This window comes from Novosphingobium sp. Chol11 (assembly GCF_945870625.1).
Lineage (GTDB): Bacteria > Pseudomonadota > Alphaproteobacteria > Sphingomonadales > Sphingomonadaceae > Novosphingobium.
The window spans coordinates 1-21,747 of the sequence record NZ_CAMBTS010000044.1; the positions used below are offsets into that span (position 1 = coordinate 1).

Below are 21,747 nucleotides of genomic sequence, written 5' to 3' on the forward strand. Positions count from 1 at the left end.
ATCGTAGATGCCGACGCTGAAGCTGGAGAGCCGGTCGATCGGGCCGGACAGCCCCGCATTGACATAGAAGTTTTCGTCAACCCGGCCATTGGCGGCCTCGAGCACCGTGCCGCGCGCACCGATGAAGGTGCGCCGATCATAGCCAGCGCCCAGTGCGACCCGGAACTGATTGATCCTGAGACCATAATTTGCTGCGGCACCGCGCCCGCGGAACACCGCCGATGAAAGCGAGCTCAGCGCGCCGTTCACGCAGCCGCCGCTTTGCGATCCTTGCGCGCAGCCCGAGATATCCCCGCTGAAGGGATTGCGCGACGATTCAAAGTCGGTCGGCAGATCGCGCACCGCCGCGCCGACCCTTGAGCCAAATCCCGAAATTCCGTCATAAACTGTGAGATTGAATGCGCTTCGCTCGTTCGGAACATAGGAAAACGAGCCATTGTAGGTCCAGCTGTCGTAACGGCGACCGACGAAGGCGGAGAGCGAGGTGCGGCGGCTGGGCCGCCACATCACGCCGACATCCCAGGTCAGCCCTCTGGTCTCATAGGCCAGCGTGCGCGGCCTCGATGTGTCGATCACAAAGCGGCCATCACTGCCGACCAGCGGTTCGCCGCCCGGCCCGCGCACCGCATCGCGCGAGGATACCTTGACCTCTTGCCAGCCCACATCACCGATCACCGCGAGGCTGCGCGTAACCGGCACTGTGGCCTGCAAGCCGGCCCGCACATCGCGCACGCGCTGATCGAGATTGGAGATGTCTTCCTGGTTGAAGCCAGCGCTTGCGGTCAGCCCGACCGGCAGCACTGTGCCCGGACGGAAACCAGCCGAAGCCTGCGCGGAATGTGCGGTGGATTTGTTGAAGATGTCGACCTGCGGTTGAGCAACCGGAGCCACCGCTGCCAGGCCCGGTGTGTTCACTTTGGTATAGCCGAACTGATACGATCCGCTCACCGCGATATCGCCCGCCCGGGTATTGAAGGCGGGTCCGGCATAGACCGAATAGACCTGGCTGATCTGATCACCGCCGGGCAGCGCATTGAGCCGCGAGGCACCGCTGGATTCGAAGCGAGTGCGCGCGGCAAGGCCGCCGGCTTCGATGGTCAATGCCTGCGGGATCAGATCGTGGCGCACCCGCGCAAGGCCGGAAAAGGTATCGTTGCTGCCCAGCGTGCCCTTTTCGACAAAGCGGCGCTCATACCGCACCGAAACCGCACCCTCGGTCCGCCGTCCGGCCAGCGCGACATCGACCCCGGCCGCGACTGACGTATAGGTCACGACATCGGACGTCGGCTCAAGCCGGGCGAACACACCTTGGCTGAGCTCGATATGGGGACGCACGGTCGTGCGCTTGGTGCCGCGCTTGCCGCGCTGCGCGTCTGCCTGATCGTTGCCCGACGCGGCCGTGTCGGCATCGCCGGGATCGCCAAAGCCCATCGACTGCGCCGCAGCGGGCGCCGCGCCGAGCACGGTGGCAAGGCTTGCCGCCATCAGCAAGCGCCGGGCCGAACCTGAAAAACCGATCGAAGCGGGAAGCTGGTTCATTGCTTATACCCATAATAAGAGCCGAAGCGCCGCCCGGTGGGCGAAAAGCGCGTGCAGTTGAGCAACAGCTTGATGTCCTCACAGCCCGAAAGAATGTTGACCGCGTCGCGCAGCGCGGCTTCGCCGGTCGTGTCCGCCCGCACCACCATCAGCGCCTGCCCCACATGCGACGCCAGTTCCGAAGCGGGCGAAGCGGCGAGCACCGGCGGACTGTCGAAGATCACGATCCGGTTGGGCGAATGCTGGGTCAGGCGGCCAAGCACATGGGTGGTCCGCGACGAAGCGACGTATTCGGTATCCGCGCCGGTCGAATTGCCGGCCGGAAGCACGAACAGCCCGGGAATGTCGGTGCCGTAGATGTAGTCCTCGATCATCAGTCCCGGATCGACCAGCGCGTCCATCAGGCCGGGGCCTCCGGGAAGCCCAAGCGCGGAAAGGACACTCGGCTTGGCAAAATCGGCATCGACGAGGAGAACTTCATTGTCCCGCTCCGCCGCGATGGACAGCGCGAGATTGACCGCGCAAAAGGTTTTGCCATCGCCCGGATGCGCCGAACACACCATAATGCGTTCGCCATGCGGCGCGCAGCGCCCGGCGCGCGATTCTGCCGCGGTGAGCAAAAGCTGGCGTTTGACGATGCGGAATTCTTCGAGCAGTCCGTTGACCGGGCCATCGGGCTCGATCAGGCATTGCTCGCGCAGATGCCTTCGATCAATCGGGTAGTATTTCCCGCGAAATTGCTGGACCGGCGGCGCGCCGTCCAAGGCCGAAGCGGGGCTTGCAGGCGAGGCCGGTGGCGCGGCGCGCGCGCGCTCGGGCGCAACCTTTGGGGCCGTAACTGCGACTGTTTCTGCCTGCGCCGGAACTGTCTTGGGCGGCAAGGCTGGCGCTGGCGCGGCGGGCAATCCTGTCGGCGCTTGAAACGTGCGGAAGTCAAACGTACCGGCGGCACGTTCGATCAGCGAAGGCTGCGAGGCCTTGTCGCGCGGCGGAAGCGGGATCTTGCTCTGGTCGGTCATCGTTAATCCAGCATCCTCAAGCGACCATGCCGCGCTTCAATTGTTCAACCATGAGCAGCACGAACAACACGACCACCAGGCTGCCCGAAGCGCCTGCAAACCAGCGCATCTGCCGCCAGTACCGCGCCCGCGCGGTGCGGGTCATGGTCATCGAGATCGAGCCGATCACCTGCATGCCGGTCGAGCGTTCAAGCTGGCCGGTCGTGGAGAAAGTCGAGCGCAACTGGGCCACGGCAAAGGCCAGGCCGCAGCCGGCACCAAGGCCCGCCACCAACACCATCATCAACAGCATGGGGCGATCGGGCGCCGAAGGGCTGCGCGGCGTCGTCGGCGGATCGATCACCTCGAATTTCACCGAATCGCGCTGACTTTCCACCTGCCCGCGCAGCCGCAGCTGCTCCCGGTCGCGCAGCAGCTTGTCGTATTGCTCCTTCAGCACGTCATAATCGCGATTGATGCGCGCCGCCTCGGCGGCAAGCGCTGGCTCGCCGAACAGCTGCCCGGTAAACACCGCAAGCTACTGGCTGATCGAGTCCTTGCGCGATCGCAGCGAAATCAGGCTTGCCTCGCGATCGGCCTTGATCGATTGCAACGAGGAGTACGCCGGGTTCGGCATGCCGCCGGAATAGCCGTTGTCGCCTGCGGCCGCGCGCATCAGCGATTGGACTTGCGCTTTCTGGGCGATGACATCGGGATGGCTGTCGGTCAGGCCGCGCGCGCGCATCCCGGCAAGCTCGGCCTGCGCCTGTGCCAGCGCGCCCTTGGCACCGCCTTGGGCACCGGGCAGCGAGAGCGTGGGCGGCGTACCGGCCAGCTGGCCGTTGATCGAGGCGAGCGCGCTTTGCGCGGCCAGCAGATCAGATTCGATCCCGCGCAGTTCGGACCGTGCGCCTTCGATCTTGCCCGTTAGCGAACCGGTGCCGGGCAGAGTTGCGGCGTTCTTGACCTCGAACTCCTGGCGCTTCTGCTCGGCGGCTTCCAGATCCCTTTTCCGATCGGCCAGCTGCTGATCCATGAAGGTCAGCGTATCGCTCATCTCGCTGCGACTTCCGGAGAGGTTCTCCTCGCGGAAGATGTCGATCATCTTCTGCACAACATCGCGCGCCAGCTTGGCATTCTCGACATCGGAGAACGAGCCGTTGCCCGAACTTGCGCTGATTTCGAACAGATTGTCCTGCTGGCTGACGACTTTGATCGCTTTGCCAAGGCCAGCAACCGCGCCGTCCATCTGCTTGTCGGAAGTGATCTTGTTGCCCAGCCGTGTCGCGCGCACCACCTTCTCAAGGTTGACCGCGCTGGTCAGCGTCTGGCGCACGCGTTCGATGTCGCGCTTGCGGTCGCTGCCGATACCGATCTGGTCGGTCAGCACGTCGTTGATCTGAACGAAAATGCGCGCTTTTGATTCGTACGTGTTGGGGATGCCGGCCACGACCAGCCAGCCCATCAGGCAAACCACCCAGGCCACACCCAGCGCGAGCCAGCGACGGTTCCAGATGCCATTGAGCGCTGTGCGCACTTCTTCGAAAATGCTGGTCATCGGCGCGTGCCCGCTTTCGTCAAGATTGCCGTGCGAACCATCAGAAGCTGCTCTCCGGAATGATGATCACGTCGCCGGGCGTCAGCAGCACGTTGGCGCGGGTATCGCCCTTGCGCAGCAGATCGGCGATGCGCACCGCGTATTCCTTCTGCTTGCCGGTGGTCTTGTCGAAGCGGACCAGCCGCGCGCGGTTGCCCGCCGCAAATTCCGACAGCCCGCCCACCGCAATCATCGCGTCGAGCAAGGTCATGTTCGCCCGGAACGGGATCGAAGCTGGCTTTTCGGTCGCGCCGACAATGCGCACCTGCTGGCTGAAGGTGCCGGCAAACTTGTTGACGATCACCGAGACGATCGGCTCCTGGATATATTGCGAAAGCTGGAGCTTGAGGTCTTCGGCCAGCATCGATGGCGTCTTGCCCACAGCCGGCATGTCGGTAATCAGCGGGGTGGTGATGCGCCCGTCGGGCCGCACTTGCACCGATGCGCCAAGCTCGGGATTGCGCCATACAAAGATGGTCAGCTCGTCGAGCGGGCCGATCACATATTGCTCGCCCGGCCCTTCCTGCAAAGCCACGAACGAAGCGGGCGGCAATTGCGAGCCGCCGCCGCCGCCCGCGCAGCCCGAAAGCACCACACTCATGGCAGTCGTAGCAGCGATCAGCCGAACGAGACGTGGGTTTTTGGCCATGAACTGTCCTTTGGCGCGCGAGCTTCAATTTCCCGACATTCCCGGCCGAAGCCGGAGCATGTCGATCCTGTCTCCCGGCTATCACCAAAAAGGGTAAAGATACGGTTAGGATTGATACGCTGGCCCAGCCCGGGCCGACGGAAACTCGGCGCAGTCCCGCATTGACACGGCGTTCGCGCCAAAGATTAACCGCCCGCCCTAACCCCGGCGCAGACCAGTATTTCTGCAGCTGGTCCGTGTCCCAGAAACTGCGCAGGGCTGGCGCTGGCTCCATAAGCGCCTGCGCAAAACACCGCGACCAGATCGCCTTCTTCAGCGCGGGGGAAGCCGCCCTTGTCGGCCAGCCGATCGAGCGGGGTGCACAAGCACCCGACGATGCTCGCCTCTTCCGCAGGCGGCGCGCCATAACGGGTGGCGATGGCGCTGGGATAGTTGCGCCGAACCACGGTGCCGAAATTGCCGCTGGCCGCCAGCTGATGGTGCAGCCCCCCATCGGTGACGAGAAAGACCTCGCCGTGGCTTTCCTTGCGCTCGACAATCCGGGCGAGATAAACCCCCGCCTCGCCGACCAGATAGCGGCCAAGCTCGATGCAGAACCGGGTTTGCGCGAGCACGACGGGAAGTTCGGCAAAGCGCTGCTCCAGCGCCTCCCCGATCAGATGAAGTTCGATGGGCGTGTCGCCGGGGAAATAAGGAATGCCAAAGCCGCCGCCCAGATTGCAGCGCGGCAAAGCCATGTCCGCGCTCTCCGCCAGCCGCGCGGCGAGCAGCAAAGTCTGCGCCTGCACTTCACTGATCGCGGCGCTGTCCAGCGCCTGGCTGCCAGCGTAAATGTGCAGCCCCTGCCAATCGCATCCGGCGCTGACCAGCCGCTTGATCAGCGCGGGCACATGCTCGGCATCGATACCAAACGGCTTGGCCCCGCCGCCCATTTTCATGCCCGAACCCTTGATATCGAAATCGGGATTGACCCGGATTGCAAGGCGAGGCGCCGTGCCCAGGCTATCGGCGATGGCCAAGGCGTGCTCCGCCTCGCGCGCCGATTCCAGATTGAGCGTCACCCCGGCGCGGATGGCAGCAGTGATTTCCGCATCGCGCTTGCCGGGCCCGGTAAAGCTTATCCGCGCTGGCTCGACCCCTGCGGCCAGCGCCAGCACCTGCTCCCCGCCCGAGGCAATATCGAATCCATCGACCAGCGCGGCAATATGGCGCAGCAGCGGCGCAAACGGATTGGCCTTCAGCGCATAATGCAGGCCAAGCCGCGCCGGCATGGCAACGCGCAAGGCGGCGATGCGGGCGCTCACCAGATCGGCATCATACACGAACAGCGGCGTCGCACCTGCCGACGCGACCAGCGCACTGGCCTTGTGCCCGGCAATCGCCAGTTCGCCATCTATCGCGGCAAATCCTGCAGGAATCGGGCCTAGCGCTTTCATGCCGCAGCCGATGCCACGGCGCTTGATAATTCCTGGTAAATCAGATTGCGATCAAGCTTGCCATTGGGGCTGAGCGGCAGCACCTCGCGCCAATGGATGGCTTTGGGCACCATGAAACCGGGCACATCGCGCAGCAGCGCCCGGCGCAGATTTTCGCTTGCTTCTTCAGCTTCGCCCTCGCCGCCGCGCACCACCAGGTGGATCGCCTGCCCCAGCGCTGCATCGGGCAGACCAAGCGCGACCGCTTCAGCCACGAGTCCGGTCGCGACCGCCGCGTCCTCAACCTCTTGCGGGCTTACCCGGTTGCCCAAAGTCTTGATCATCGCGTCGCGCCGCCCGACAAAATGGAGCAGCCCCGCCACATCGCGTCGCACCCGGTCGCCCGACCACACCGCCATACCGCCGTACTCGCAAAACGCGGGCGCAGGGCGAAACCGCTCGGCGGTGCGTTCTGGATCGCGCCAGTAGCCTTGCGCGACCAGCGGCCCGGCATGCACCAGTTCGCCCTCTTCATCGGGCGCGGCCAGATCGCCCTCATCGTTTACCACCACGATTTCAGCGAACGGAATGGCCCGCCCCATCGAAGTGGGATGCGCGTCCACCAGCGCCGGATCGAGGTAAGTCGAGCGGAATGCCTCGGTAAGGCCGTACATCGGATAGAGCTCAGCCGCCGGAAACGCGCCGCGTAGCGTGCGCACCAGCCGCTCGGTCAGCGCGCCGCCGCTGTTGGTAAGCCGCCGCAGGTTGGCTGCCACTCGTGCAGGCCAATCGAGCGCGGTCAGTTGCAGCCATAGCGGCGGCACCGCCGCGATGGTCGTGATGGCATGGCGCTCCACCGCCTTCATCACATCGCGCGGCGTCATGTAATCGAGCGGCACCACCGCGCCGCCGGCATGCCATGTCGAAAGCAGCTGGTTTTGCCCATAATCGAACGCCAACGGCAGCACCGCCAGCACCCGGTCCTCGGGACTAAGCTTCAGGTAATGCGCCACGCTCGCCGCGCCCAGCCACAAATTGGCAACCGTCAGCATCACCCCCTTGGGCCGACCGGTCGATCCGCTGGTGTAAAGGATCGCCGCCAGCGCATCGGCGGCGGCATTCGAAGCCTTCAGCGGCAGGTAGCCGTCGCAGGCTTGCAAGGCCGCGCTTTCGTCGATCACCCGCGCCTGCGCCGCGTCGCCCGGTGCCAGCGTTTCCAGCCGCGCGGTGTTCGCGATCAGCAGCGCCGCGCCGCTATCGGCGAGAATATGCGCCACTTGCGCGCGCCGGAGCAGGGGATTGATCGGCACATGCACGAGGCCCGCGCGCACCGCAGCCAGCGGCAGCAGGCAGGTCAGCTCGCCTTTGGGCAGCCATGTCGCCACCCGCGTGCCCGCCTCGCCTGCCATGCCGCTTAGCCATGCGGCGATCTGCCCTACACGGTGATTTAACGCTTCATAGCTAAGCGTGCCCTGCTTGAGCACGAGCGCAGGCGCGGCAGCAGCCCCGCGCAGCGCAAGGTGATCAAGCGGATGGACAGTCGGATCGGGAAGAACGCGCAAGCGGGGCCTCGGACGATGTAAGGGCAAAGGAAGTGTCACTTGGCGGCTGTTTACCACGCCGAAATTAACGAAGCGCTAGCCGATCCGGTGCTGGCCGCGCTGCTCGGCCGCTCGGCAACCAGCGCGCCGTTCGATCGGCTGGCGTGGCTGTCGCTGCTGGCGCAGGAATGCCTTGCCCCCGATCGCTGCATCCTTGCCGTGGCGCGCGATGGCGATACCGTGGCCGTCCTGCCCCTGCGCCAACATGCCGCAGGCCTCGCGCCGCTCGCCAACTGGTACAGCTTTTTCGTGCGGCCGCTGTGCAACGATGCGGCGCGGATGCCCGAATTGCTTACTCCGCTGGTGCAGAGCCTCGCTCCTGCAGGCGCGCTAGAACTCGCGCCGATGCCCGAAGCCGAAGCCATGCTGATGCGCGCCGCGCTGCGCGAGGCAGGCTGGATCGGGGAAATCGTGCCCTGCGACACCAATCATGTGCTCGAAGTCGGCAGCCGCAGCTTTGCCGAATATTGGGCCGCGCGCCCAGGGCAATTGCGCGAAACGGTGCGCCGCAAGGGCAAGAAGGGCGTGGTCAGGCTGCGCCTCGAAACCGCGTTCGATCCCGCCGATTGGGCCGCCTACGAGGCGATCTACGCGCTCAGCTGGAAACCGAGCGAGGGCAACCCCGCGTTTCTGCGCCGCTTTGCCGAAGCCGAGGCAGAGGCCAGCACTTTGCGGCTGGGCGTGGCCGAGATCGACGGCCGCGCTGTTGCCGCGCAGTTCTGGACAGTGGAAGGCGGCACCGCATATATCCACAAGTTGGCGCATGATGAAGCCGCGCGCCAGCATTCGCCCGGCACCTTGCTCAGCGCCATGATGTTTGCGCACGTGATCGATCAAGACCGCGTGGCACTGGTCGATTTCGGCACCGGCGATGATCCCTACAAGCGCGACTGGATGGAGAGCGTGCGCCCACGCTACCGGCTAGAGTATTACCGGCCATCCGCGATCCGCTCGTGGAAAGGCCTTGCCAAGCTTGCCGCGCGCCAGATCATGCGCGCCGAACGCACCCCGAACCTCAAACAAAGGCCTGCCGCGTGACCCAACACACTGCCGATGATACCGATCCGATGCTGCGCGCCGTGCTGCGCGATGTCCTGGGGCTCGATGCCGCCCGCGCGGCGGCGCTGGGGCCCAATAGCGGGCTGTTCGGCGCGCTGCCCGAGCTCGATTCGATGGCCGTCGCCGGGCTGTTCACCGAACTCGAAGACCGCTTTGGCTTCATGATCGACGACGATGAAGTCGATGGCGACCTGCTTGAAACCTTTGGCAGCTTGCTCGCCTTCACGCAGGCCAAGCGCGCCGCTGCGTGATCGCGCGGTGGCCTTGGGCGGCGGGCGGCGGGCCTTCTAGCGAAGCCGCACTCGTGTTCGACCGCGCGCGCGCGCACCGGTTGCTGATCGTGCCGCCGCTGTTCGAGGAAATGAACCGTACCCGCCGCTTGCTGGTCGAAACCATGCGGCGGCTCGATGCTGCGGGTATCGACAGCATGTTGCCCGATCTGCCGGGCTGCAACGAGAGCCTTGAGCCCTTTGCAGCGCAAAGCCTCACCCGCTGGCGCGCCGCGATGGCGCATGCTGCGCAGCATTTTGACGTTACGCATGCCCTCGCGGTGCGCGGCGGCGCGCTGATTCTCCCGGCCGCGCTGCCCGGCTGGCTCTATGAGCCGGCCAAGGGCGCGAGCCTGCTGCGCCAGATGCTGCGCGCCCGCATTGTCGCCGCGCGCGAACAGGGCATTGCCGAAGACAGCGCGGGCCTCATCGAACAAGGCCGCAAGCACGGCCTCGAACTGGCCGGATATGGCTTCGGCGCAGCGTTGATCGCCGAACTGGAAGAGGCCGTGCCTCCGGCCACTGGCCTGCGCGAAATCCGCCAAGGCGAGTTGGAAGGCGGCGCGCTATGGCTGCGCAGCGAACCTGATGACAATCCGCAGCAGGCAGAGGCGCTGGCGCAGATCATCGCACGCGAAATCGCCGGATGAGCCGCGCGCATATCACCTTTGCCTGTGAGGGCGCGCAGCTTGTCGGCTCGCTCGACCGACCGGAAAGCGGCGGCGAAGTCGGCATCCTGCTCGTTTCGGGCGGCAACGAGATCCGCTGCGGCGCGTGGGGCGGGCAAGGGCGGCTTGCGGCGCGGCTCGCCGCCTCGGGCATCACCGTGCTGCGCTACGACCGGCGCGGCATCGGCGATAGCGAAGGCACCAACAGCGGTTTTCGCCATACCCAGGGCGATATCGCCGCCGCCCTCGCCGCCTTTCGCGCCGCTGCGCCTGAATTGCGCCGGATCATCGCCTTCGGCAATTACGACGCCGCCAGCGCGCTGATGCTCCACGGGACCAAGCTCGGCTTCGCTGGCATGGTGCTGGCCAACCCTTGGACAATCGACGACGAGACCGCCGCGCCGGTCCACGCGCCCGCAGCGCTGCGGGCGCGCTATCTCGCCAAGCTCAGGAACCCGCGCGAACTGCTCCGGCTGCTCGGCGGCAAGGTCAATCTGGGCATGTTGCTGCAAGGTCTGAAAGCCTCGGCCGCTGCGCCCACCGGCTCGGCGCTGGCGCGAGATATGGCAGCGGGGCTCGCCGGGTTCGGCGGGCCGGTCGCGATCCTGCTGGCGAGCGCTGATCGCACCGCGCAGCTCTTCGAGGCCAGCTGGCCCAAAAGCGATCCGCGCATCCAGCGCCTTGGCGGCGCGTCACACAGCTTTTCGGGGGAAGCCGCGCAGAACTGGCTGACCGAATGGCTGATCGAAGCCGCGCGCTAAAACGCTATTCCGCCGCCTCGCGCTGCGCTTCGGCAAAGGCGCGCGACGCTAAAAACCGCTCGGCATCGAGCGCGGCCATGCATCCGGTGCCCGCCGCCGTCACCGCCTGGCGGTAGACATGGTCCATCACATCGCCGCAGGCAAAGACGCCGGGAATGGCGGTCTTGGGCGTGCCCGGTTCAACGATCAGGTAGCCGTTTTCGTCCAGCTCCAGCTGCCCCTTGAACAGCTCGGTCGCAGGCGCATGGCCAATGGCGACGAACGCGCCGTCGGTCTCGATGCTGGACGCCGCGCCGGTCACAGTGTCGATCATCTCCACCGCTTTCAGCCCGCCGCTCGCCGGATCGCCGCTGAAGCGCGAAACCGCTTTGTTCCACAGCACTTTGATATGCGGATGCGCCAGCAGCCGGTCGCGCAGGATCTTCTCCGCGCGCAATGTATCGCGGCGGTGGATCAGGGTCACGTCCTTCGAATGATTGGTCAGGTAGAGCGCTTCTTCGACCGCAGTATTGCCGCCGCCGATCACCACCACCTTTTTGCCGCGATAGAAAAACCCGTCGCATGTCGCGCAGGCTGAAACGCCTTTGCCGCCAAGCTCGGCCTCGCCCGGCACTCCCAGCCACTTGGCCTGCGCGCCGGTCGCGATCACGACCACATCGCCTTCATAGATATCGCCGCTGTCGCCCACCGCGCGAAAAGGGGTGCTGGCGAGGTCTACCGACAGGATCGTGTCCCACAGCATCCGCGTGCCGACATGCTCGGCCTGCGCCTGCATCTCCTGCATCAGCCACGGGCCCTGCACCACATCGCGGAAACCTGGATAGTTTTCAACGTCGGTGGTGATCGTCAGCTGGCCGCCGGGCTGCAGCCCCTGCACCACGATCGGCGCCATCCCCGCGCGCGCACCATAGATCGCGGCGGACAGCCCTGCCGGGCCGGAGCCGATAATGAGCATGCGGGTGGTGTGGGTCGTGGGCATCGAAATCTCCGGTTGGCTGCCGCAAAATAGGGCGGCCTTGGGCGGAATGCGAGTCCGGACGCCAAGGATATTCCCGGATTTTGGCACGCCGCTAGTGAATGAGGTTTTCCGCCATTTTCCGAACGGCGTCCGCGTCCGCATCCAGCACCGCTGCGGCATAGGCTTCGACCGTGCCGTGCGCCGCGCGGATCGCGGCAAAGCTGCGATCCAGAAATTCAGGTTGCACCGACATGATCATGCGCAGCGCGCCATCATCCATTGCCTTGCCAAAGCCCGAACGTACGCTCGCCGCGCCTGCTGCAATGCGCGCCTCCGAATTGCCCGCCGTGTTGGTCAGCAGATAGTCGGCCATCATGTCGTCATGGTGCACCCCCAGCAGCGCATGGGCCAGCGCGGCGGCAAGGCCGGTGCGGTCCTTGCCCGCGAGGCAATGCAGCAGGCTCGGCGCATCGCGCTGCGCCAGCGCCTGCAGGTAAATCCCGAAGGTGCGGGCCAGCACCGGGCGGAACGGCAAGGTATCGTAAAGCCGCAGCATCGCGGTGCGCGCGTCCTCGGTCGTCTTGATCCCGGTCGCGAATTCCTCGTGCGCGGCGCGGCCATGGCTGCCCGCCGTCTCGCCCGGATGAAACAGCACCTCGCCGGCAAATTCATCGTGGCGAAGGCAAGGAAACGCGGCGCGCTCGCTATCCCCGCGCAGATCGATCACCGTGGCGATGCCCAACCGGTTGACCGCTTCCAGATCCTGCGCGCTCGCCCCGCTATGCTGGCCCGAGCGCCAGAGAGTGCCGCCGCGCAAGCGCCCGCCGCGCGCCGGATAGCCGCCGTAGTCGCGAAAATTGTGAATGCCATCGAGGCTCAGAACCCGGTTTTCCATTACATCGCCCCTGTCAAGATTCGCAGCTGTTTGCCACCTTTGGATGACAGTTCAGCCAAATCCCCGCGCCAGAAACCGCTCGGCGCAGCCCGCCAGCAAGGCCGCGCCCAGCGGCATGACGCTCTCGTCAACCATCATCCGCGTCGAGTGGATGCTGCAGCAGCTTTTCCAATCCGCCCCTTCCTGCGCAACCCCGAGGAAGAACATCGCGCCGGGCACTTCATTCAGCACATAGGCGAAATCCTCCGCGCCCATGATCGGGTGGGAGAGGCGCTGGAAACGCCCCTCGCCCGCCAGCTGCGCGGTCACCGCCTCGCCCAGATCGACCGCACGGGCATCGCACACCGTCACCGGAAAACCGGGCACGATCACGGTCTCGGCCGTCAGCCTGTGCGCCGCTGCGATATGTTCGGCCAGCTGGGCCAATTCCTCGCGCAGCCGCTCGCGGTTCGCGGCCGAAAGCGTGCGCAGCGTGCCCAGCAGGTGCGCCGTATCGGGGATCACATTATAGGCGGTGCCCGCGGTGATCTTGGAAACCGTTGCCACAACCGGATCGGCCACCGAAAAGCGCCGCGTCACCATCGTCTGGATCGCGCTGACGATGGCGCAGGCCACCGGCACCGGATCCAGCGTATCGTGCGGCATCGAGGCATGGCCGCCGTCGCCCGAGACCGTGATCTCGAACCGGTCGGCCGAGGCGAGCAGCGGTCCGGCTTTGCCCGCCACGATCCCATGCGGGCTGTTGGGCATGATATGGAGCGCAAAGGCCGCGTCGGCGCGGGGTTCGAGCAGCCCGTCGTCGATCATGAACCGCGCGCCGTGATGCCCCTCCTCGCCGGGCTGAAACATGAACTGCACTTCGCCCGCGATGTCTGCGCGCCGGGCGCAGAGCAGCTCGGCCGCACCCGCCAGCATCGCCGTATGCGCATCATGCCCGCAGGCGTGCATCCGCCCGGCAAAAGTCGAGGCGAACGCCAGGCCGGTCTCCTCGGGCATTTCAAGCGCATCCATATCGCCGCGCAGCAGCACGCGGCGCGCCTCGCCGTCTTTGGCTCGCGCTTCCCCCATCAGCGTGGCGACCAGCCCGGTGGTCGAAGGCCCCTCGCGCCAAGTGAGCGGCAGGTGCGCGCATGCCGCGCGGACTTTGGCCGAGGTCAGCGGGGTATGCAGCCCCAGCTCCGGCTCGGCATGGATCGCGCGGCGCAGCGCGGTGATCGGTTCGGCCAGCGCCTCCGCCTGCCTCAGCAGATCATCATGCAGCATGCGCGGGCGCTCCTTCACGTTCGGTCAGGCGCGCAGCATAGGATTGCCGGGGGAGCATTGTCGAGGGTTGCCGTTCGGGCAATTCGGCAGCCCCGATTCGCCGCCGCGATTTGGGCCAAGTTGACATATTTGACACAGTCCAGAGCACAAACTCCAAGCCCCCCCTGTGCGGCCCTCGGCGGCGAAAAGACGAGCTTCCCGAACAAGATCAGGCAGGAATACAAACTGGGCCGCGCCGACGCAGGCTGGTATAAGGTGCGCCGCGCGCTCGAAGCTTACGGCGATACCGAACTGACCGATTTCGACCCGTTCAAGGCCGCGTATAACGCACTAAGCGAAAAACTCCGGCCTAAGGTGTTCGATTTAGGTTTTCTGCCGCGCTAGCCGCACCATCTGCTCACATTTAACGGCCACCTCGTCGCCCAAAAGCACTTGGCGGATGCGGTGGTGTTCGTAAAGTGGCACTTTGCTGCGTGCTGCAGTGACTCATTTGGTTGATAGGGGGCCAACAATGTCCAGACTTGCCATGCTTTGCGGCGCTGCCTTGCTGGCCAGCGCCTCCGCCGCCCATGCGCGTGCGCCTGTCCCTGCCGATACCGTGCTGCATCATGGCACGATCCTGACGGTCGATGCCAAGGACCGTGTGGTTCAGGCCATGGCGCTCCGGGGCGGGCGGATTGTCGCGCTGGGCAGCGACAAGGCGATTGCCGCTTATATCGGGCGCAAGACCAAAGTGATCGACCTGGCCGGCAAGACCGCCACGCCGGGAATGATCGACGCGCATGCCCATGCGCTGGAAGGCGGGATCGACGAAGTGGCGAACCTGCAATTGGGCGAGGCTTCGAGCGTCGCCGATTTTCTGGCGCGGGTGCGCGCCCGCGCGGCGGAGCTTCCGGCGGGGGCTTGGCTGACCGGCTCTGGCTGGAACGAGAGCCGCATCGCCGAGCACCGCCCGCCGAGCCTGACCGAACTGGATGAGGCCTCTGGCGGGCATCCGGTCGCGCTGGGCAATACCACGGGGCACTATACCCTGGTCAACAGCGCGGTGCTGAAGCTGGCCGGGATCACCGCAACCACGCCCGATCCGGCAGGCGGGCGCTTTGACAAAGATGGCAGCGGCGCGCTCAACGGCGTGATTTACGACAGCGCGCAGGATGTGCTGGACAAGCTGGTGCCACCGGTCGATGCGGCAACGCGGGTCAAGGGCCTCACCCATTTCATCGAAGGCGCGCTCGCCGAGGGGCTGACCGGGATCAAAGACCCGCGCACCGACCGCTGGGCCTGGGACGTCTATGCCAATGCCGCCAAAGCCGCGCCGCTGACCATGCATGTCTGCACCTTGACCCATGCCCGCACCGACATGACGGCGGCGCAGGCCGCGCTCGACGACTATCGCCAGCGCAAGCGCGAGGTCGCCGCGATGAAGGGTGCGAACCTCGATGTCTGCGGGGTAAAGATATTTTTCGACGGATCGGGCGCAGGGCGCACAGCGTGGATGTACGAACCGTTTGAAGCCGATGCTTCGCATGCCAACCCGGGCACTGGCTTCCCGATGATGGCGGCCGACATATTCCGGCAAATGGTCATGCTCTATACCGCCGCAGGAGTGCCGATTGGCACCCATGCCATCGGCGACAAGGCGATCGACATCGCGGTCGATGCCTATGCCGAGGCGCTGAAGAAAACGCCCAAACTGGGCCTGCGACATAGCCTGATCCACGCCAATCTGCCGACCAACCATGCCATCGATGTGATGGTCGCGCTGCAGAAGACCTACGATTCTGGCTATCCCGAAGCGCAGGCGGAGTTCCTGTGGTTTCTGGGCGACGCGCTGGCGGCGGGATGGGGGCCGAAGCGCAGCGCGCGGATGATGCCCTATGCCACGTATGCCAAACGCGGGATCATCTACAGCGACGGTTCGGACTATCCGGTAACGCCTTACGCGCCGCGCTACGGCCTTTGGTCCTCCGTTGCGCGCGAGCCGGACGGCGACCGCTTTGGCAAGGCCCCCTTCGGCACGGCAGAAGCGGTGGACGTGCACACCGCGCTGCGCAGCCACACGCTCTGGGCGGCGCGGCAACTGTTTCTGGAGAAAGAAACCGGCTCGCTCGAAGTGGGCAAGCTTGCCGATATCGCGGTGTGGGACCGCAATCCCTACGCCGTGCCGACGGCCGCGCTGAAGGACATGCGCTGCATGATGACGCTGTTTGGCGGCAAGGTGGTGTTTGTGCGCAAATGAGGGGGCAGGGTACGGTGCCAAAACCGATCCCCCTTGCACGCAAGGGCAGAACGGCTTAATCGATCGGTTAATTGTTTGGGAGACGATACATGACCGACGCTTATATCATCGACGCCGTCCGTACGCCGCGCGGCGTGGGCAAGCCCGGCAAGGGCGCGCTTTCGCACCTGCATCCGCAGCATCTGGCCGCCACCGTGCTCGGCGCGCTCAAGGAGCGGAACCATCTCGATACCAAGACGGTCGACGACATCATCTGGTCGACATCTTCGCAAGTGGGCAAGCAGGGCGGCGATCTGGGCCGCATGTCGGCGCTGGCGGCGGGCTATGATATCTCGGCCAGCGGCACGACGCTCGACCGGTTCTGCGGCGGCGGGATCACTTCGGTGAACCTTGCGGCGGCCTCGGTCATGTCGGGCATGGAAGATTGCGTGATCGCCGGCGGCACCGAAATGATGAGCTTTACGGCGGCCCATGCTGCTGCCGAAGCCAATGCCGGGTTTCCGCCGCGGCTGATGGGTTCGGGCAACGCGGCGCTCGACGAGCTGCACCCGCAATCGCATCAGGGCATCTGCGGCGATGCCATCGCCACGATCGAGGGCATCGACCGCGAGGCGCTCGATGCGCTGGCGCTGGTCAGCCAGCAGCGCGCCGATGTGGCGATCAAGGAAGGCCGCTTTGCAAAGTCGGTGGTGCCGGTGCTCAACGAGGACGGCTCCGTGGCGCTCGACCGCGAGGAGTTCCCCCGCCCCGAAACCACCGCCGAAGGGCTCGCCAGCCTGAAGCCCGCCTTTGCCGGAATGATGGACTTCGACCTTGGCGGCGGGATGACCTTCCGCAAGCAGATCAACCGCCGCTATCCCGATGTCGAGATCAAGCCGGTGCACCATGCGGGCAATTCCTCGGGCGTGGTCGATGGCGCAGCAGCGCTGCTGATCACTTCGAAGGAATATGCCGACAAGCATGGGATGAAGCCGCGCGCGCGCATCGTCGCTTATGCCAACCAGGGCGATGATCCCACGCTGATGCTCAATGCGCCGGTGCCCGCCGCCAAGAAGGTGCTGGCCAAGGCGGGCCTGACCAAGGACGACATCGACGTGTGGGAGATCAACGAGGCGTTTGCCGTGGTCGCCGAAAAGTTCATCCGCGATCTCGATCTCGACCGCGCCAAGGTGAACATCAACGGCGGCGCGATGGCGCTGGGCCACCCGATCGGCGCGACCGGGTCGATCCTGATCGGCACCGCGCTCGATGAGCTTGAGCGTTCGGGCGGGCGCTATGGCCTCGTCACGATGTGCGCGGCGGGCGGCATGGCCCCGGCAATCATCATCGAGCGGCTATAAGCACAGCCGCGCCCCGGCGCAGGCCGGGGCGCGGGGGACGTCTCTCACTCCAGCGGCACGATCACTCCAGCTTCGTTGGCGACCACGCCCAGCACAGCGGCGTAAACATCCACATTCTGCGTGAGCATCGCAGGATCGATCTTGTCGAGCGTGTCGTCGGGCGTGTGGTGCAGATCGAAATAGTGCGTGCCGTCCTGGCTCAGGCTGATCATCGCCAGTTTCTGCTTGGCGATGATCGCCTCGATATCCGCGCCGCCTTCGGGATCGGCCTTGCCCAGCGGGATGCCCATGGGGCCGAGCGCCGCAACCACCCGTTCGCCCAACGCGGCATTGGCGGGCGCGAGCTTGGTCAGCACGCGCCAAACCCGGTCAGCGCCGAAATCGCTCTCCATCGCCAGCGCATGCGGCTCGTTCCCGTGCATTTTGACGTAGGCCTCATCGCCCCCGCCACCGATTTCCTCGGCCCCGGCGAGCAGCACGCGGATCGTGCGCAGCGGCTTGCCGCCGCTTTGCGCCTTGAGTGCAGCGGCGGTGATGATCGCGCAGCCCGCGCCGTCGTCGATCGCGCCGGTGCCCAGATCCCAGCTATCGAGATGGCAAGCCAGCAGGATCTTGGGCAGCGCGGGATCGCGCCCCGGCAATTCGCCGACAACATTGCCCGAGGGCAGATTGTCGGCCGATTTGCCGGTGAGCGTCAGCGCCAGCCGCAAGGTCTTGCCCTTGGCGACCAGCCGCGCGATGAGATCGGCGTCGGGATTGGACACTGCGCCTGCGGGAATGGGCGCGGTGCCAGCCGGAAAACTGGTGACGCCGGTATGCGGGTTCCGGTGGCTGTCGGTGCCGACCGAACGGATCACGATGCCCAGCGCCCCTTTGCGCGAAGCAATCGCGGGCCCGGCGCGGCGCACCTGACCATAAGGACCATAGCCCAGCCCGTCTTGCGCAGGCCGAATGGCATGATCGACGAAGGCGATCTTGCCCGCAAGCGATCCTTCGGGCGCGGCTTTCAGCGCATCCAGCGTGGCGAAATAAACCACCTCGCCCTCGATCCCCTGCTCCGGGGTGCTGCCACTATGGTCCAGCGCGGTGACCGCCAGATGCTGCACCACAGGCGCGGTCAGCCGCGCTTTGTCGGTTCCGCGCACATAGCCGCGCATGGTGAAGGGCTCGGTCGCCACATTCTGAAAGCCCATGGCTTTGAGCTTCTGCGCTGCCCAGACCCGCGCGCGCGCCTCAGCCTCGGAACCGGCAAGACGCGGGCCCACCTCGCTGGTAAGCTCGGCCACAAAGGCATAGGCTGTGTCTTCGGCTGCCGTCGCAGCGAACGGCAACACCAGCGCGGTCATCGCCAGAACCTGAACAAAACGCTTCATCATTAACCCCTGCCCCCTTGAAAAACCGGCGTCATGGCTGCGCCGCACGCGCCCTGCTTGCAGCCAACCGCCCCCGCTTGTAGAGGGCTTGACCAGCAACACCATACGCCAGCTTCCCCAAAGGACCACCCATGGCCGCCCAATATGCCTACGTCATGAAGAACATGACGAAGACCTTCCCCGGTGCTCCCAAGCCCGTGCTGAAAGATATCAGCCTGCAATTTTATCAGGGTTCTAAGATCGGCATTGTCGGCCCCAACGGCGCGGGCAAATCCACGCTGATCAAGATCATGGCCGGGATCGACACCGATTTCACTGGCGAGGCTTGGCCGGGTGAAAACATTACGGTGGGCTATTTGGAGCAGGAGCCCCAGCTCGATACCACCAAGACCGTTCTCGAAAACGTCAAGGACGGCGCGCGCGCGGTGGCCGACATGGTCGAGCGCTTCAACCAGATTGGCATAGAGATGGGCGAGGACGATGCCGATTTCGACGCGCTCGGCGCCGAGATGGCAGATCTTCAGGACAAGATCGACGCGGTCGATGGCTGGACGCTCGACAATCAGCTCGAAATCGCGATGGAAGCGCTGCGATGCCCGCCGGGCGATTGGCCGGTGGACAGCCTCTCGGGCGGCGAAAAGCGCCGTGTCGCGCTCACCCGGCTGCTGATCCAGAAGCCTTCGATCCTGCTGCTCGACGAGCCGACCAACCACCTCGACGCCGAAAGCGTCAACTGGCTGGAAAACCATCTCAAGGAATATGCCGGATCGGTGCTGATGATCACCCACGACCGCTACTTCCTCGACAATGTAGTGGGCTGGATTCTCGAGCTCGATCGCGGAAAGTACTTCCCCTATGAGGGCAACTATTCGACTTACCTCGAAAAGAAGGCCAAACGGCTGGAGCAGGAAAGCCGCGAGGACGAGGGCCGTCAGAAAGCCATCAGCCAAGAGCTGGAATGGATCCGGCAAGGGCCGAAGGGCCGCCAGACCAAGTCCAAGGCGCGCATCAAGGCGTTCGACCAGCTGGTGGAATCGACCGAGAACCGCCCGATCAACAAAGCGCAGATCGTCATCCAGGTGCCCGAACGGTTGGGCAGCAAAGTGATCGAGGCGAAGAACCTGACGAAGGCTTACGGCGACAAGCTCCTGTTCGAGAACCTCTCGTTCCTGCTGCCGCCGGGCGGCATCGTCGGCGTGATCGGGCCGAACGGCGCGGGCAAATCCACGCTTTTCAAGCTGATCACCGGTCAGGATCAGCCTGACGAGGGCACGATCGACATCGGCACCACGGTGCATCTGGGCTATGTGGACCAGAGCCGCGACCAGCTCGATCCGACCAAGAACGTGTGGGAGGAAATCTCCGACGGGCTCGATTACATGAAGGTCAACAAGCAGGACATGTCCACCCGGGCCTATGTCGGCGCGTTCAACTTCAAGGGGCAGGACCAGCAGAAGAACGTCGGCAAACTCTCGGGCGGTGAGCGCAACCGCGTGCACATGGCCAAGATGCTCAAGCTAGGCGGCAACGTGCTGCTGCTCGACGAGCCGACCAACGATCTCGACGTCGAAACGTTGCGCGCCTTGGAAGACGCGATCGAAAACTTCGCCGGCTGCGCCGTGGTCATCAGCCACGACCGGTTCTTCCTGGATCGCCTCGCAACCCACATCCTCGCGTTCGAAGGCAACAGCCACGTCGAATGGTTCGAAGGCAACTTCGAAGCCTATGAGGAAGACAAGCGGCGGCGACTGGGCGATGCGGCGGACCGGCCGACGAGGCTGGCCTACAAGAAGCTGACGCGTTGACGTTCCATTATGTAGTTACATAAAAGAACTAGGGTCGAGTTCGATCCGGAGAAGCGCGCCGTGACGCTGGCCGAGCGCGGACTGGATCTTTGTGACGCACCATTGGTGATCGGTAACGCGGTCGATACAGTTGAAGATAGGAGCTTTGATTACCCGGAAGACCGGTTGGTGACGTTCGGACGGTTGCGTGAAAGGCTGATTGTCGTCGTCTGGACACCAGTCGAGCATGGCATACGGGTTATTTCGATGCGAAAGGCAAATGAACGTGAGCAGCGACGATACAGGGCGCGAATGGGTTGATCCCGACGATGCGCCTGAGTGGACCGACGAAATGTTCGATATGGCGCAGCACAGCGTCAATGGCCAAGTCGTTCGGCCCGCCACCGGCGTACTCACCAAAGACGGCATGAAGCGCGTTGCGCCCTTCATCATCCCCATGCCGGGCCGCCCTCCCCTCGGCGATACACCCAAAAAGCAAGTGACCCTCCGGCTCGACGCCGACCTGCTGGAGAACTTGCGCGCAAGCGGCCCGGGCTGGCAATCGCGGATCAATGCAGCTTTGCGCAAGGCCGTGGGCATTTCATAATCGCGGAAACTGGGCTGGTCCAGCAAAGAGCCGCCCGACCAGCGGCACACTAGTTCATGTAAAATCTCGCCAGCATGAACGAAGAGCCATGTCGCGGTTCAGCGCAGTGACAGACCAATAGGTCCAATCCTGTTAACACAAAGCGCCGCGAGTCGAATGGGCGCTGCACGACAGGAGACAGAGCCATGTTTGCTAGGTCATTGATGAGCCGCAGCGTTGCCCAGGTGCTCGCCGCCGTTTTGGCGATCACAACGGCGCCCGATATTGCCAGCGCGCAGGAACGGCCCGAGCGCGAATTTCGCGGCGGCGGCGGGCGGATGGACCGGGAGCAGCGCATGGAGCAACGGATGCCGCGCATGGACGCCCCGCGCCCCGCCGAGGCCCAGCGCCAGGTTGCTCCGCAGCAGCCGCGCGGCGATTTCCAACAGCGCGCACAAGGGTGGGGCAACGCTGACCGGGGCCGCAACTGGCAGAGCGAGCGGGTTCAGGCGCAGGCGCAGGCACAAATTCCGGCGCAAACCGGTGCGCCCGTCCGCACCGCTGACCGGGGGCAATGGGGCCGTCAGGATCAGGATCGCGGCGTCAACCAAAACTGGCAATCGCGCAATCCGTCTTATGCCGGTGCCAATCGCAATCCCGCCTATCAGCCGCAGGTTCAGCAGGATCGCGCCATCAACAATGATCGCCGCGATGATCGCGGCACGCGGTGGAGCCAGAACGACCAGAACCGCT

At 65.0% G+C, this 21,747-nt stretch carries 22 protein-coding genes; 11 read left to right on the forward strand and 11 right to left on the reverse strand.

Annotated features, from left to right (window positions below):
* From Q0O40_RS08990 to Q0O40_RS09015, 7 genes are all read right to left on the reverse strand, one after another.
* The coding region (locus tag Q0O40_RS08990; RefSeq protein ID WP_295528831.1) for a preprotein translocase subunit YajC at positions 1-1,539 on the reverse strand (1,539 nt) is incomplete at its 3' end.
* On the reverse strand, positions 1,536-2,558 hold the full coding sequence (locus Q0O40_RS08995; RefSeq protein ID WP_295528833.1) for a capsular biosynthesis protein: 1,023 nt from the start codon (positions 2,556-2,558) through the stop codon (positions 1,536-1,538). The genes Q0O40_RS08995 and Q0O40_RS08990, both read right to left, overlap by 4 nt.
* Before the next feature lie 16 nt (positions 2,559-2,574).
* Positions 2,575-3,069 (reverse strand): GNVR domain-containing protein, encoded by a 495-nt coding sequence (locus tag Q0O40_RS15885; RefSeq protein WP_367183734.1) that lies wholly within the window; start codon positions 3,067-3,069, stop codon positions 2,575-2,577.
* 6 nt (positions 3,070-3,075) lie between these two features.
* Positions 3,076-4,095 (reverse strand): Wzz/FepE/Etk N-terminal domain-containing protein, encoded by a 1,020-nt coding sequence (locus Q0O40_RS09000; protein ID WP_367183735.1) that lies wholly within the window; start codon positions 4,093-4,095, stop codon positions 3,076-3,078.
* A 40-nt stretch (positions 4,096-4,135) separates the two neighbouring features.
* Positions 4,136-4,783, reverse strand: coding sequence for an XrtA/PEP-CTERM system exopolysaccharide export protein (locus Q0O40_RS09005; RefSeq protein ID WP_295528835.1), 648 nt, complete (start codon positions 4,781-4,783; stop codon positions 4,136-4,138).
* Positions 4,784-4,968: 185 nt separating this feature from the next.
* Positions 4,969-6,219, reverse strand: a complete 1,251-nt coding sequence (locus Q0O40_RS09010) for a pyridoxal-dependent decarboxylase, exosortase A system-associated (protein WP_295528837.1) — start codon at positions 6,217-6,219, stop codon at positions 4,969-4,971.
* Complete coding sequence (locus Q0O40_RS09015; RefSeq protein ID WP_295528839.1) at positions 6,216-7,760, reverse strand: acyl-CoA ligase (AMP-forming), exosortase A system-associated; 1,545 nt, start codon at positions 7,758-7,760, stop codon at positions 6,216-6,218. The genes Q0O40_RS09010 and Q0O40_RS09015 overlap by 4 nt, the downstream gene beginning before the upstream one ends.
* 39 nt (positions 7,761-7,799) lie before the next feature.
* On the opposite strand from Q0O40_RS09015, the gene Q0O40_RS09020 reads away from it, so the two are divergent.
* Genes Q0O40_RS09020 through Q0O40_RS09035 form a run of 4 tightly spaced genes read left to right on the forward strand, consistent with a single transcriptional unit; the run spans position 7,800 to position 10,556 of the window.
* Positions 7,800-8,837: a GNAT family N-acetyltransferase gene (locus tag Q0O40_RS09020; RefSeq protein WP_295528841.1), complete on the forward strand. Its 1,038-nt coding sequence runs from the start codon at positions 7,800-7,802 to the stop codon at positions 8,835-8,837.
* A 29-nt stretch (positions 8,838-8,866) separates the two neighbouring features.
* Complete coding sequence (locus Q0O40_RS09025; RefSeq protein ID WP_295528867.1) at positions 8,867-9,109, forward strand: acyl carrier protein; 243 nt, start codon at positions 8,867-8,869, stop codon at positions 9,107-9,109.
* The gene (locus tag Q0O40_RS09030; RefSeq protein ID WP_295528843.1) at positions 9,106-9,777 is read left to right on the forward strand and encodes a hypothetical protein; all 672 of its coding nucleotides are present in this window, start codon (positions 9,106-9,108) and stop codon (positions 9,775-9,777) included. The genes Q0O40_RS09025 and Q0O40_RS09030 overlap by 4 nt, the downstream gene beginning before the upstream one ends.
* Positions 9,774-10,556: a hydrolase 1, exosortase A system-associated gene (locus Q0O40_RS09035; RefSeq protein ID WP_295528845.1), complete on the forward strand. Its 783-nt coding sequence runs from the start codon at positions 9,774-9,776 to the stop codon at positions 10,554-10,556. The genes Q0O40_RS09030 and Q0O40_RS09035 overlap by 4 nt, the downstream gene beginning before the upstream one ends.
* 4 nt (positions 10,557-10,560) lie before the next feature.
* On the opposite strand, the gene trxB is transcribed toward Q0O40_RS09035, so the two are convergent.
* The 3 genes from trxB to Q0O40_RS09050 all read right to left on the reverse strand — a co-directional run bounded on the left by trxB (position 10,561) and on the right by Q0O40_RS09050 (position 13,672).
* Positions 10,561-11,535 (reverse strand): thioredoxin-disulfide reductase, encoded by a 975-nt coding sequence (trxB, locus tag Q0O40_RS09040; RefSeq protein WP_295528846.1) that lies wholly within the window; start codon positions 11,533-11,535, stop codon positions 10,561-10,563.
* Positions 11,536-11,626: 91 nt separating this feature from the next.
* Positions 11,627-12,409, reverse strand: a complete 783-nt coding sequence (locus Q0O40_RS09045) for a tyrosine-protein phosphatase (protein WP_295528849.1) — start codon at positions 12,407-12,409, stop codon at positions 11,627-11,629.
* 51 nt (positions 12,410-12,460) lie between these two features.
* Complete coding sequence (locus Q0O40_RS09050; protein ID WP_295528851.1) at positions 12,461-13,672, reverse strand: M20 family metallopeptidase; 1,212 nt, start codon at positions 13,670-13,672, stop codon at positions 12,461-12,463.
* A 120-nt stretch (positions 13,673-13,792) separates the two neighbouring features.
* Here Q0O40_RS09050 and Q0O40_RS09055 point away from each other — a divergent pair, with 120 nt between their 5' ends.
* From Q0O40_RS09055 to Q0O40_RS09065, 3 genes are all read left to right on the forward strand, one after another.
* Positions 13,793-14,056: a hypothetical protein gene (locus Q0O40_RS09055; RefSeq protein WP_295528853.1), complete on the forward strand. Its 264-nt coding sequence runs from the start codon at positions 13,793-13,795 to the stop codon at positions 14,054-14,056.
* 127 nt (positions 14,057-14,183) lie between these two features.
* Entirely contained in the window at positions 14,184-15,911 is a 1,728-nt protein-coding gene (locus tag Q0O40_RS09060; RefSeq protein WP_295528855.1) for an amidohydrolase, read from the forward strand.
* Between the two features lie 89 nt (positions 15,912-16,000).
* Positions 16,001-17,251, forward strand: a complete 1,251-nt coding sequence (locus tag Q0O40_RS09065; RefSeq protein ID WP_295528857.1) for an acetyl-CoA C-acetyltransferase — start codon at positions 16,001-16,003, stop codon at positions 17,249-17,251.
* Between the two features lie 44 nt (positions 17,252-17,295).
* On the opposite strand, the gene Q0O40_RS09070 is transcribed toward Q0O40_RS09065, so the two are convergent.
* Complete coding sequence (locus Q0O40_RS09070) at positions 17,296-18,624, reverse strand: M28 family peptidase (RefSeq protein ID WP_295528869.1); 1,329 nt, start codon at positions 18,622-18,624, stop codon at positions 17,296-17,298.
* A gap of 131 nt (positions 18,625-18,755) precedes the next feature.
* Between Q0O40_RS09070 and ettA the strand changes: the two genes are divergently transcribed.
* The 4 genes from ettA to Q0O40_RS09090 form a co-directional block, all read left to right on the forward strand.
* Positions 18,756-20,429 (forward strand): energy-dependent translational throttle protein EttA, encoded by a 1,674-nt coding sequence (ettA, locus tag Q0O40_RS09075; protein WP_295528859.1) that lies wholly within the window; start codon positions 18,756-18,758, stop codon positions 20,427-20,429.
* A 60-nt stretch (positions 20,430-20,489) separates the two neighbouring features.
* Positions 20,490-20,729 (forward strand): BrnT family toxin, encoded by a 240-nt coding sequence (locus tag Q0O40_RS09080; protein ID WP_295528861.1) that lies wholly within the window; start codon positions 20,490-20,492, stop codon positions 20,727-20,729.
* Complete coding sequence (locus tag Q0O40_RS09085) at positions 20,689-21,015, forward strand: BrnA antitoxin family protein (RefSeq protein WP_295528863.1); 327 nt, start codon at positions 20,689-20,691, stop codon at positions 21,013-21,015. Before Q0O40_RS09080 ends, Q0O40_RS09085 begins: the two co-directional genes overlap by 41 nt.
* A 203-nt stretch (positions 21,016-21,218) precedes the next feature.
* The coding region (locus Q0O40_RS09090) for a hypothetical protein (RefSeq protein ID WP_295528865.1) at positions 21,219-21,747 on the forward strand (529 nt) is incomplete at its 3' end.